A 12,123-nucleotide genomic window follows, 5' to 3' on the forward strand; every position below is an offset into this window, starting at 1 on the left:
GCGGGTCGTTTTCAGGGCCGGGGACACCCGCTGCCCCTCCCGAACCGCCTGCCGCCAGGCTCGAGCCACGCGGGTGATCCGCGGTTCGACGGGGGACGGTTTCACGGGGAGGTTTCCACCGTCGGTTCCGTGCTCACCAAACGCGCGTAGCGCACTCCGGCGGCCAGCAGCACCAGTCCGGTGCACAGGAACGCCACCACCCGCGCGAATCCGTCCAGAGCGGCCAGATCGAACAGGAACAGTTTGGTCAGCGCCACCGGAAGCAGCACCATGCCCGCGATGCGAAGAGCAGCCAGCCTGATCCCGCGCAGCAGCAGCGTGATCGCCACGACCACCCAGCTCAGCGTGATCAGCACGTGTCCGGTGAGGAAGCCGGAACGGTCCTGCTGGAACAGCGCGACCAGCGCCATCGTCGTACTGGCCGTGCCGTACAGCACCAGGACCCCCGCCAGACTCCACAAAGTCTTCGCCGCAGGCGGACGGGACAGCACGCCGAGACGAACCGCCGCGATCGGAACCACCACCGCGACCAGCGCGGTCAGCACGCCCACCAGGACCCCGGCGAGACCCGCGGAGTGCGGCACCAGCACCAGGTGCCACGGCGGGATGTCGTGCTGCAGCGCCAGCACCGTGCCGATCGTCGCGTAGCACAGCGCCCCGAGCAGCACACCGGATCTGCGCAGCCACAGCGCCCCGAAAGTCAACAACAGTGCTTCGCACAGCAGCGCCGTGGGCCACACCGAGGCGTCGAGCGAGGTCATCGTGGACTGCATCGCGGCCACCGCCGCGAGTCCGCCGGCCGCGGTGGTGAACCCCTCCGGCAGCCGAGCACGCGGGCTCGGGACGAACCGCGAGCTCCACAGGGTCGCCAGCATCGCGGCCACCCCAGCAGCGAGCGCCGCCGCGATCGGACGTTGCACCAGTGGAGTGGCGAGCAGGGCCGGTACCGGTGCGGCCACCAGCGCCGCGATCGCGGTGTCGTCGTCCGGGCGGAGAGCGGCGGTGAGCGTGGCGACCACCATTCCCAGCAGCGAGGCGGCGCTCATCGCGAGTACCACGGCGAGGGGATCGACCGGGGCCAGCATCGCCCACGTGTCGGCGAGGACGGCGGCGAGCACCACGGGCAGCGCGGCTGACCGGGCCAGCTGCCTCCATCCGTGTCGGAGTTGCACCGGGGTGGCCACCAGGTGCAGCAGCATCAGGAAGCCGACCAGGGTCGCGTTCGGTTCCCCGGTGATCAACGGCGCGCACACCGCGCATCCCAGCACCACCCCCACGGCCAGCGGCTGGGCACTCCAGCGGTCGGAGAGCAGCAGTCCGCCGCCCGCGATGGCGAAACCCGCCGCGAGACCGCCGAACACCGGCAGGTAGTCGTACAGGGTGGTGGCAGCGACCGTGTCCAGGTACAACGCGGCGAATCCCGTCGCGGCCAGCGCGTAACTGCCGGAGGTGCCGCCGGGTCTGCCGCGCACCCAAAAAGCGGCCGCGAGCAGTGCCGTTCCCAGACCGACGCCACCGAGTGCTCGGGTGGCGGGGCCGAGCCAGCCACGTTGGACCGCCAGCACCAGCAGGAAGACCACGCCGAGCAGCGTCACCACACCGCCGCCCCAGGCCAGCAGTCTGCTCGGAGTCCAACCCCGCCCCGGGGGACGGGACTCCGGACTCCGTTGTTCCTCGTCCGGGGCGATGGTCCGGGGCGGTTCCGGTGCTGTGTACCAGGACGGCTCGGCCGGGACGGGATCGGGGATCGGTGCGGACGGTGGGGCCTGCGGCATCGAGGCGGGTGGTGCCGCGGTTGGTTCCGGGGGCTCCTGTGCCTCGCAGGTGTGTGATGGAGGACGGTCCGCCTGGAGGTACACCGCATCGGCGAGACGGTCCAACCGGCGCCCCATCTCGGCGAGTTCGTCGGCGACGGTCTCCAGCGCGTGCTGTTCCGGCTCGGACATGTCCCCAGGCTGGTGGGCATGATCCCGCCGCGGGAACAGTACGACTACTCAGATGCCGGCGCCGTGTTCGTAGGCACCCGGCCGTTTCGCCGGTGCTCTCCGGTCAGCCGTGATTCCGGGCGGGAACGGGTCGGCTCCGCAGGGCTTGCGCACCCGTGCGGGCCGAACCGTCCCCGCGGGGATCACCTCGGCCGGTTCAGGACTCGGAGCTCTCGGAGCCCGCACCCGAGCCGGAGCGGGCCTGCTCGGTCAGCGCGCGCAGCTGGTCGATGTTCTCGAGAGCGCTGCTCAGTGCCTGGTGTGCCGTGTCGAGCTGTTCGGCGACCGAGTCGATGTCGGCTTGATCTGCGAGGGTGTGGCCCGCCGCGCTCACGGTCAGCAGCCGGTCCAGCCCCTCGGCGGTCTGGGCCGCGGCCACCGGGACGGGGCCGGCCTGTTCGGTTCGGGCGTTCTCCCGCAGCGGGGCGGAGATCCGCAGCAACTGCCACCGCAGGAACTCGAGCATGCCGCTCTGGTCGCCGGCGACCCCGACGGTTTGCTGCTGCTGGAGGTAGACGGCGGCGCGTTGCTCGTTGTCGAGTTCGACGGATTCGTTCAGGATCGCTTCGAACTGGGCCGCCCCGAGCAGCGCGTTGGCCAGGTACGCGCGGTAGACCGCTTCGCCGCCGAGTCGTTCGGCTGCGGCCGTGTGCTCGTCCGCGGTGTTCGTCCCGCGGTAGTGGCCCAGTGCTTGCAGTGCGGTCGCCAGTTGGTCGACCGCGGCAGGCTGATCGGTTTCCGGCGAAGAGGACGGGGTGGTCATCGCCGGGCAGCATAACGGTCTGCGTGGACGCGTCGCGGGGTGACGGTGGGTGGGACCACCGCGTCGCCACGTGTGAGGACCTTCCCCGGCCCCGTCGAACGAGTGCGCGAGGGGTGCGGCACCAGGTCCGTGATCCGCCGGTGATCCCGAGCCCCGTCCGAGCGGGTACGGGCTGGCCGGTACCGGGGAGGTCCCGGCGCGAAACCACCCCGGAAACCGGAACGACCCGGAACGACGAGGTCGCCGTGCCGTGTTCGGCGGGCCTGCTCGCCACCGAGGGCTCCGGGGTTCCCTCAGGCCGGGTAGCCGAGTGAGCCGGAGACGATGGTGGCGGCACGGGTGACGGTGGGAGCGAGCAGGACGAGGTCCTGCATGCTGTGCTCCAGCGAGAGCGTGGAGATGCTGACCCCGCCCATGACCGTCGCGGTGTGGTCGCGGACCGCGGCCCCCACGCAGCGGATGCCGTCCTCGTTCTCACCGTCGTCGACGGCGTAGCCGGTGTGGCGCGCCTGCTCGAGTTGTGCCGTGAGCGCCTCGCGCGTGGTCAGCGTGTACGGTGTTCTCGCCTCCAGGTGCAGCGTGTCCAGCAGGGTTTCGAGTTCTTCGACGGGCATCGCGGCCATCACCGCCTTGCCGATGGAGCTGCTGTGCCACGGCAGGCTCATCCCCACCCGCGAACTCATCCGGTACGGTTTGTCCGGTTCCTTCTTGTGGGTGTAGAACAGTTCACCCCCGGTTCGCAGCGCGAAGTGCACGGTGCAGCCGGTCTCGTGCAGCAGTCTGGACAGCGCGGGCTCGGCCTGCGTGGTGAGGTCGAAACGGTCGATCACCCGGTTGGCCAGGCGGACCGCCCGGCTGCCGACCCGGTAGTTGCCCGCTCCGTCCGTGCCGACGAAGCCCATCTCGACGAGCACCTTCAGCAACCGGTGCACAGTGGATTTGGGAAGTCCTGTCGCCGTGGACAGATCGCTGACCCGACTGTGTTCGGTGAGGGATTCGAGGACGCGCAGCGCCTTGGGCGTCGCTCCGGGCTCCTCGGAGGGGATGTCGTTGCTCAACGGCTCATCCAGCCACCGTCGACCGCGAGAACGTGTCCGTTGACGTAGTTCGCCGCGTCCGAGGCGAGGAACACCGCCGCACCGGTGAGGTCGTCGGGGGTGCCCCAGCGCCCCGCGGGGATGCGCCCCCGGATCTCCGGCTCGCGGGCGGGGTCGGCGCGCAGGGCGGCGGTGTTGTTGGTGGCGATGTAGCCGGGAGCGATCGCGTTCACCCGAACCCCGTGCGGTCCCCACTCGTTGGCCAGGGCCTTGGTCAGTCCCGCGACGGCGTGCTTGGAGGCGGCGTAGGCGGGCACGCCCTTGCCGCCCTGGAACGACAGCAGGGAGGCTATGTTGATGACCCTGCCGTGTCCCCGTTCGACCATGCCGCGCCCCACGAGCTGGCTGAGCGCGAACACCGAGTCCGTGTTGATGTCGAGCACCCGGCGCCAGTCGGCCATGTCGACCTCGGTGGCGGGTTCGCGGTGGATGGTTCCTGCGTTGTTGACCAGTACGTCGATCTCGTGCTCGGCGACGACGGGTTCCAGCAGCTCGCGTGCGTGCTGGGGGTCGGTGAGATCGGCGACGACCTGCCGCACCGCGCTGCCCCGGTCGCGGGCCTGGCCCGCGACCTCCTCGAGGTCGTCGTTGTGTCCGAGCAGGATCAGGTCGGCACCGGCCTCGGACAGGCCGAGAGCCACGGCCCGTCCGATGCCGGTGCGCGCTCCCGTCACCAGGGCGGTCCGCCCGCTCAGGGAGAACAGTTCGGTGCTCATTGCGATGCCTCCGGTCAGCGCAGCTCGTCGATGGCGACGTGGTCCATGTCCGTGAACGCCTGGTTCTCCCCGGCCATCGCCCACACGAAGCCGTAGCGGTGGGTGCCGGCTCCGCTGTGGACCGACCAGCTCGGCGAGATCACGGCCTGCTCGTTGCGCACGATCATGTTGCGTGTTTCGTGGGGCTGGCCGAGCAGGTGGATCACCCGGTGCTCGGGGGGAAGGTCGAAGTAGAGGTAGCACTCGGTGCGCCGGTCGTGGGTGTGGCAGGGCATCGTGTTCCAGATGCTGCCCTCGGCGAGCTCGGTGACGCCCATGACGAGCTCGCAGGAGCGGATCCCGTCGGGGTGGACGTACTTGCGCAGCTCGCGCACGTTGGCGGTCGCCGGGTCGCCGAGCCTGGCCGGAACCGTGTCCGCGTGCCGGGCCACGCTGGTCGGGTAGGAGGTGTGCGCCGGGGTGGAGACCAGGTAGAAGCGGCCTCCCTCGGAGCTGTCGAACGACACGGACCTCGCGCCGCGGCCGACGTAGAGGCAGTCGCGGTGGGCGAGTTCGTAGGTGCTGCCGTCGACGGTCACCGCCCCCTGGCCCAGGGACAGGACTCCGAGTTCCCGGCGTTCGCAGAAGTACTCGCTGCGCAGCGGGGGTTCGGTTTCCAGCTCCAGCGGGGAGCCCGGTTGCGGCACCGCACCGCCGAGGACGACGCGGTCCTGGTGGGAGTAGACCGTGTGGATCGCGCCCGGCTCGAAGAGCTCCTCGACGAGGTAGTGCCCGCGCAGCGCCGAGGTGTCGAAGGTCGGGATCTGATCGGGGTGCGTGGGGTGCCTGACGTCCATGTCGCTGTCCTCCGCGGAGAGCGGGATTCGTTCACGGACCGGTTTCGCCGGTTCGTGAACGAATCGCTGTGTCTGTCGCGGTATATGGAATAGCGTTCTGTTTTTCGGAACAACCGCTTTTCGGATGATTCCGAATTCCGTCGAATGGTCGCTGTCGCCGTTTTGTGGTTCGAGCCACGATGTTCGTCACGACATGCAGAACATTGTTCTGTATTTCGGAACGACTGTCTTTTTCGCAGGTCGGAGGTCGTCGTGCCGTACCACCAGGAAGCGAATCCGACCGGATCGCTGTTGGTGTCAGCCTTGCTCGCCCTGTTCCCGCTGCTCGTGCTGCTCAGTCTGCTCGGCGTTTTCCGGTGGAAGGCGCACTGGGCCGGTGTCGCGACATTCGGTGTCTCACTGCTGATCGCGGTCGGTGTCTACGGGATGCCACCACTCATGGCGGTCAACGCCGGGCTCTACGGTGCGGCACAGAGCGTGCTGATCATCCTGTGGCTGACGTTCAACGCCATCTGGATCTACAATATGACCGTCCACAGCGGCCATTTCGCGGTGCTGCGGCGGGCGTTCTCCTCGATCGGAGACGACATCCGGATCCAGGCGATCGTCATCGCGTTCTCCTTCGGCGCGCTGTTGGAGGCCCTGGCGGGCGGCGGCAGCCCGGTCGCCATCTGCGCGGTGATGCTCATCGCGCTGGGGGTGCGGCCGCTGAAGGCGGCCACCCTGACGCTGATCGCCAACACCGCGCCGGTGGCCTTCGGCGGGATGGGCAACCCGATCACGGTGCTCGGCGAGGTCACCGGCCTTCCCGCCGAGGACTTCGGCGCGATGGCCGGACGGCAGGTCTCGTTGCTGGCGGTCGTCGTCCCGTTCGTGCTGCTGTTCGTCGCCGACGGCAGGCGCGGGCTGCGCCAGGCGTGGCCGGGCGCGCTCGTCGGCGGGGTGAGCTTCGCGGTCGCCCAGTTCCTCACCTCGGAGCTGGTCTACCAGCTCGCCGACATCATCGCCGCGATCGTCTCCGCCGCCGCGCTGCTGCTGTTGCTCCGGTTCTGGCGCCCAGCCGGTGAACCGGTGACCGCGGCGGCCATCTCGGGAGGAGGCGGCGCGGTCGAGGAATCCGGCCCGGAGCGGAACTCGCGCTCCGAGGTGCTGCGCGCCTTCGCTCCCTACGTGATAATCATCCTGGTCTTCTCGCTGGTGCGGGTCGACGCGCTGCGAGCCCCGCTGGAGACGATCGGCACCACCTTCGCCTGGCCGGGACTGGACATCGTCTCGTCGACGGGCGCGACCGTCGACACCGACTACGCGTTCGCCTTCGGCTCGGCCACCGGAACCCTGCTGCTGATCTCCGGGCTGCTGTCCCTGCCGTTCCTACGCGTCTCACCGCGCGAGGGGGTGCTGGTGTGGGGACGCACCGTGCGCCAGTTCGGCTGGGCGATCCTGGCGATCCTGTCGGTGTTCGCGCTGTCCTACGTCATGAACTTCTCCGGGCAGATCACCACCCTCGGCACGTGGCTGGCCGACACCGCTCCCTTCTTCGCGTTCCTGTCGCCGATCGTCGGTTGGTTCGGCGTCGCGATCACCGGCACCGACGCGGGAGCGAACGCTCTGTTCGGCAAGCTGCAGACCACGGCGGCCGAACGGATCGGCGCCGACCCCGTCCTGCTCGGCGCGGCCAACTCCTCCGGGGGCGTGATGGCCAAGATGATCTCGCCGCAGAACCTGGCCGTGGGCACCGCGGCGGTCGGGCTGGTCGGTCAGGAAGGCGTGCTGTTCCGCCGCATCTTCGGCTGGAGCCTGCTGTTGCTGCTGGCCGTGTGCACTCTGGTCTTCCTGCAGTCCACCCCGGTGCTGGGCTGGATGGTCCCGTGAGGACCACCGCTGTTCGCCCGGTGGTTCCGAACGGACCGAGGACGTGCTCGGGAGGGCGACGGGCAACCGTTCCGGGGGGGAGGTGCCGAGGCGTCCTCCCCCGGGGACCGTGCCGTCGCGGTGCTGCTTCGGCCGCCCCCGAGCACGCCCGTCTTCGCCCGCGGCGTGGACACCGGCCGCCCGGACAGGTGTCCCGCGGCGGTTCTCACGCGGTGTTTTTGAGGGTGCGGTCGAACAGGGCCAGCAGCTCCGTCCAGTGCCGTTCGGCGGCCTCCTGGTCGTAGCTGGCCGTGTCGGCCTGGGTGTAGCCGTGGGCGGCGCCCTCGTAGACCTCGGCGCGGTAGCGAACGCCGGCCTCGGTGAGCGCCCGGTTGAGCCGGTCGATCTGCTCGGGCGGGAGGGCGTGGTCCTGGTCGGCGTGCCCGAAGTACAGCTCGGCGGTGATGTGCTCGGCGAACAGGTGCGGGCTGTCCGGTGCGTCCGTGGCCAGGCCCCCGCCGTGGAAACCCGCGGCCGCGGCGATCCGGTCGGGGTAGGCGGCTGCGGTGCGCAGGGACAGCGCGGCACCCATGCAGTACCCGGTGACGCCGATGGGGCCGTTGGCGGCCTCCGGGCGGGTCGATAGCCACTCGAGGTAGGCCCCGGCGTCGCGCACCGCGCGTTCCGGGGTGAGGTCCTGCATGATCGGCCCGATCGTCTCGAAGATCTCGGGGCGCTGCCCGGGGTCGATGAACTCGGGCAGCTCGACCACCGGGGTGCGGCCGTGCCGGTAGAACACGTTGGGCACCACGACGGTGTAGCCGGAGGAGGCGAGCCGGTCGGCCATCCCGTTCAGGTGCGGGCGCAGTCCGAAGGCGTCCATGTAGAGCAGCACGGCCGGGTGGGCTGCGTTGTCGTCCGGATGGGTGAAGTAGGCATCGGCCACGCCGTCCGGAGTGGGAATGTCCACCGATGTTGCGCTTACGGCGGTCATGGGAAGCGGTTCCTCCTCGCAGTTGGCGTTCGTCCGCTGTGACAGGCCGTTCGATCTCATCACGTCGCACGCCCGGTGTGCGGGGACAGGGGCGGGGAGTCCCACGACGGGACGGCCGCCGCGAGCGGAGCCGTGCCGGCCGGGTCGGCAGCACACCGGTCCGGCCGGCACGCACCGCTGCCGGAACGGAGCACGATCCGGCAGCGGTCCGCCACGGCGGTCGCGTGCCCTCTCCCGTCGCTACTCGGCGGCCGCGGTCGCGGAGCGGCTGGAGTTGACCTGGGTGGAGACGGCGAGCACGCCCATGATGAGGACGGTGGCCACGCCGAGCAGCAGCGGTGGAACGGCGTGGCCGAGCACCAGCCCCACGACTCCGACGACGATCAGCGCGCCCGCTGCCGCGTAACGGGCACGCGCGACGGCCCCGGTCCGCGAGCGCAGGAACAGGATGTTGCCCAGCAGGTAGATCAACGGTCCGCCCACTGTGGTCAACACCAGCGACGGGCCGGTGTGCTCGTGGGTCAGGCGCAGTTCGATCGACACGGCCACCACGATCGCCCCGGCGACCATGAGCGCGTGGGCGTAGGCGAACGCCGAGCGCAACGCCGAGGTGCTGGCGTCGCCGCGGCTGGCCTGGGTGTTGTGCCCGGCCAGTGCGAAGTAGGCCCACCACTGCACGAACAGGCCGAGGAAACCGAGCACCGTGGCCGCCACCGCTCCCGGCGGGATCGGGTCGATCTCGGACAGGGTGAAGCCCATGATCAGGATCGACTCGCCGAGCGCGATGATGAACACCCCGCGGTTGCGCTCGGCGAGGTGTTCCGGGTCCGTGGGCCAGGTGTGCATCGGCGCCGCGCCGAGCAGGGGGAAGCGGAACTCGAACCGCGGGGCGGCGACGTCCACGGCCAGCGCCACCAGCCACCACACCAGCCGCAGGTCGGGCGGGAACAGCGCGCCGACGATCCACAGCACCCCGGCCACGGTGCTCCAGGCCAGCAGATTCGCGTAGTTGCCCGACAGCACGTGCCCGCGCAACGCGACCACCATGAACGCGGCACGTCCCACCTGGGCGAGTACGTAGCAGCCCGCGAACAGCAGACCGTCCTCGGCGAAGGCGTGCGGCAGCCCCAGCGACATGCCCAGTGCGGCCAGCATCAGCAGCAGGTTGAGTACGCGCACCACCCCGCTGTGCGGGTCCAGCCAGTTCATCGCCCACGCCGAGTAGTTCCACGCCCACCACACGGCTCCGAACAGCAGGGCCACGCGCAGGGCTCCCAGCCAGTTCAGCTCGTCCAGCAGCGTGTGCGAGATCTGGATGATCGCGAACACGTACACCAGATCGAAGAACAACTCGATCGGTGCGACCTCCGAGCGCCCTGCTCCCGGAGCCCGCATCAACCGCGGTCGCGACTCCGCGGTCTCACCGTCCTGTTCAGCCATCGTTCCTCCCCGGAAAACCTCTCTTCGGAGGTGATTTTGGCGGTTCCGGCGACGTACGGCGCGGGCGGCCCTGACGGACCGCCCGCGCGTCCCCCTCCCCTCTCCCCAGGAGGGTGTTTCGGCACCGACGCGCCGCCGCGGCGTTGTTCGCGCGTTTTCCGGTCGAACGTGTCGACGATGTCGTTCGTGAGTGGTGCGCGCTGCGCGGGTGCCACGGACATCACGACGTCGACCGGTTCGTCGTGTCGACCCGGCGGAGCGGAGGTGGACGTGTTTCCGTTCACTCGTGCCGCTCGAACGTCGCGACAGCATCGTCGACGTTGGACGAGTGCGGGAACCGGTGGAAAACACACCTCTCCGGTGGGGGCACAAACAGGAGTGATACCCCCCCGGGGCGGTTCGCCCGTTCGAAGTTTTTCCACCCGGGTCGACGGAGGTGGTTCGCTGTCACCTCCGGCGGTAAGACGCCGGTGCGGGGTGCCGAGTTGCGCTCGTGCGCGTTCGGTGGGCTCATGACCAGCACGGAACGGATCAGTCCTCTTCGGGGAGGAGTGTCGGGGTGACCGCCTCCCGGCAGGCTTCTTCCACCGCGGAGTCCGCCTCCGCACACCAGCACGCCTCGTTGGTCGTGCGGGGCAGGGACAGCCCCGGGACCGTCGCCGCGACCGCGGGGGTGCTGCGTGAGCACCACGCGAGCATCGTGCCCCTGGACCAGTGCTCGGACAATCCGCAGGGCGGCGCGTTCTTCCAGCGCACCGTGTTCGGTTTGGACAACCTCAAGGCCGCGCTGCCGGGGATCGAGAGCGCTCCCGAGGAGCGGCCGGCGCGGGAGTTCGACCTCGAGTTCACCGTTCGGGAGATGCCGGTTCCCGAACGTGTCGCCGTGTTCGCGTCGAAGGCCGATCACTTGCGGCTGCTGCGGGGAAACGTCGCCCTCGTGGTCCTCGCGCGCCACATGCGGATCCCGTCGGAGGAGTTCCCGTCCGAACTCGGGGTGCCGATCATCAAGATCCTCCACTCGTTCCTGCCCGCGTTCATCGGGGCGGTCCCTACGCGCAGGCCGAGCAGCGCGGGGTCAAGCACGTCGGTGCCACGGCGCACTACGTGACCGAGGAGCTCGATCAGGGGCCGGCCATCGAGCAGGACGTCGCCCGGGCCACCCATGCCGACACCGTCATCGACCTGCAGCATCGCGGTGCCGACGTCGAGCGCACCGTGCTGTCCCGCGCGGTGCGCTGGCCCTGCGAGGACCGCGTGATCCGGCACGACAACGGCGCCACCGTCTTCGGCTGACCCGGGACTGTGTTTGCCCCGCCGCGCAGTGGGCAATCACTCGGGAGTAGGAGATGCGGAGGTGAGTATCGTGCCTGGTCGTGAAGAACTGCCTTCGACCCTGCAGCGGTCCCCGAAGGAAGCCCAGGAAACGTGGTTGAAGACCCACGACAGCGCGGTGCGGGAATACGGTGAGGGCCAGCGGGCCCACCGGACCGCTTTCGCGACGCTGAAGCGCAGCTTCGAGAAGGTGGGCGATCACTGGGAGCCCAAGCCGGAGCGCGGTCCCTCGGACGAGCAGGCCCGCAGGGGAGGAGCGGGCAAGCGCGCGAAGCCGACCCGCGGCGGGGTGAACGCCCGGGCCAGCAAGCAGCACCTCTACGAGCGGGCCCAGGAGCTGGACGTGCCGGGGCGCTCCTCGATGAACAAGGAGCAACTGGTCGAGGCGCTGCAGGAGAAGAGCGGTCGGCAGTCCCGTCGGGCCGGGCGGCGATGAGGTGTCCCCGGCTCCGGTGAGAGGGGGTGACGTGTCGTGGCCGAGGAGAGCGGCACATACGCGCGCGTTTCCGGATCGGCCGATAACGGCCCGCGGGAGTGGGGGAGGGTCGAGGACAGGACGCTGCGGGAGCGAACCGCGGAGTGGCGCTTCCCCGAGCAGGGGCAGTTGGAGAAGGAACCGTCGGCCACCGACGAGGACATGGTCGGGGAGGAGTGAGAAGCGCTCGTCCGCCCTCGCACCGGGAACCCCTGGGTGGAGCGGTGCGACTCGGCGGAAGGCCACCGAGCTCGTTCTCCGACCGGCAGGTGCGGTCCGGAGATGTGGTGTCGAGATGTGCCGTGCCTGGTGCCGCGAGCCCGGTTGCTCCGCGCGGGTAGCACGTCCCGGTGCCGAAGCCGTGCTGTGCTCCAACGGGCCGCGTCCTTCCGGGGGCGTGAGCGCGGTTGTCTTCCGCCGTGCGGCGGCTCGCCTTTCCGGAAGGCCCCCGCCGTCTCGCTGTAAACGCGCTCGCTCGGAGAACTTCCCCTGGGAAGATCGGGGAGACCGTTGGCGGGATCATCGACAGGTCGTGGAAGAGATGAGCTTCGGGAAGCGCACCAGTTGCCCGTGGCTGGATCCGCCGGAACGGTTCGGCCCATGGCAAAACAGCGCGGCCCCGCTTCTACAGCTG

10 protein-coding genes and 1 pseudogene are annotated in these 12,123 nt (G+C 69.9%); 4 read left to right on the plus strand and 7 right to left on the minus strand.

Annotation, left to right across the window (positions count from 1 at the left end; translation table 11 throughout):
* Nucleotides 1-101 precede the first annotated feature (101 nt).
* The 5 genes from FHR84_RS04180 to kduI form a co-directional block, all read right to left on the minus strand.
* The gene (locus FHR84_RS04180) at nucleotides 102-1,946 is read right to left on the minus strand and encodes a DUF2339 domain-containing protein (protein WP_179534061.1); all 1,845 of its coding nucleotides are present in this window, start codon (nucleotides 1,944-1,946) and stop codon (nucleotides 102-104) included.
* A 196-nt stretch (nucleotides 1,947-2,142) separates the two neighbouring features.
* A complete protein-coding gene (locus tag FHR84_RS04185; RefSeq protein WP_179534062.1) occupies nucleotides 2,143-2,748 on the minus strand; it encodes a DUF6245 family protein in 606 nt (201 codons plus the stop codon).
* 293 nt (nucleotides 2,749-3,041) lie between these two features.
* A complete protein-coding gene (locus FHR84_RS04190) occupies nucleotides 3,042-3,806 on the minus strand; it encodes an IclR family transcriptional regulator (protein ID WP_179534063.1) in 765 nt (254 codons plus the stop codon).
* Nucleotides 3,803-4,561 (minus strand): glucose 1-dehydrogenase, encoded by a 759-nt coding sequence (locus tag FHR84_RS04195; protein WP_179534064.1) that lies wholly within the window; start codon nucleotides 4,559-4,561, stop codon nucleotides 3,803-3,805. Before FHR84_RS04195 ends, FHR84_RS04190 begins: the two co-directional genes overlap by 4 nt.
* Nucleotides 4,562-4,575: 14 nt before the next feature.
* Complete coding sequence (gene kduI / locus FHR84_RS04200) at nucleotides 4,576-5,397, minus strand: 5-dehydro-4-deoxy-D-glucuronate isomerase (protein ID WP_179534065.1); 822 nt, start codon at nucleotides 5,395-5,397, stop codon at nucleotides 4,576-4,578.
* Between the two features lie 294 nt (nucleotides 5,398-5,691).
* Here kduI and FHR84_RS04205 point away from each other — a divergent pair, with 294 nt between their 5' ends.
* A complete protein-coding gene (locus FHR84_RS04205; protein WP_343075144.1) occupies nucleotides 5,692-7,269 on the plus strand; it encodes an L-lactate permease in 1,578 nt (525 codons plus the stop codon).
* 205 nt (nucleotides 7,270-7,474) lie between these two features.
* On the opposite strand, the gene FHR84_RS04210 is transcribed toward FHR84_RS04205, so the two are convergent.
* The gene (locus tag FHR84_RS04210; RefSeq protein ID WP_179534067.1) at nucleotides 7,475-8,242 is read right to left on the minus strand and encodes a dienelactone hydrolase family protein; all 768 of its coding nucleotides are present in this window, start codon (nucleotides 8,240-8,242) and stop codon (nucleotides 7,475-7,477) included.
* 240 nt (nucleotides 8,243-8,482) lie between these two features.
* Nucleotides 8,483-9,682 (minus strand): low temperature requirement protein A, encoded by a 1,200-nt coding sequence (locus FHR84_RS04215; protein ID WP_179534068.1) that lies wholly within the window; start codon nucleotides 9,680-9,682, stop codon nucleotides 8,483-8,485.
* 559 nt (nucleotides 9,683-10,241) lie between these two features.
* Here FHR84_RS04215 and FHR84_RS04220 point away from each other — a divergent pair.
* The 3 genes and pseudogenes from FHR84_RS04220 to FHR84_RS04230 all read left to right on the plus strand — a co-directional run bounded on the left by FHR84_RS04220 (nucleotide 10,242) and on the right by FHR84_RS04230 (nucleotide 11,669).
* Nucleotides 10,242-10,975: pseudogene (locus FHR84_RS04220) on the plus strand (formyltransferase family protein).
* 70 nt (nucleotides 10,976-11,045) lie between these two features.
* On the plus strand, nucleotides 11,046-11,450 hold the full coding sequence (locus FHR84_RS04225; protein WP_179534069.1) for a ChaB family protein: 405 nt from the start codon (nucleotides 11,046-11,048) through the stop codon (nucleotides 11,448-11,450).
* A gap of 36 nt (nucleotides 11,451-11,486) precedes the next feature.
* A complete protein-coding gene (locus tag FHR84_RS04230) occupies nucleotides 11,487-11,669 on the plus strand; it encodes a hypothetical protein (RefSeq protein ID WP_179534070.1) in 183 nt (60 codons plus the stop codon).
* Nucleotides 11,670-12,123: the final 454 nt, after the last annotated feature.

Source organism: Actinopolyspora biskrensis (assembly GCF_013408175.1).
GTDB classification, from domain to species: Bacteria; Actinomycetota; Actinomycetes; order Mycobacteriales; family Pseudonocardiaceae; genus Actinopolyspora; species Actinopolyspora biskrensis.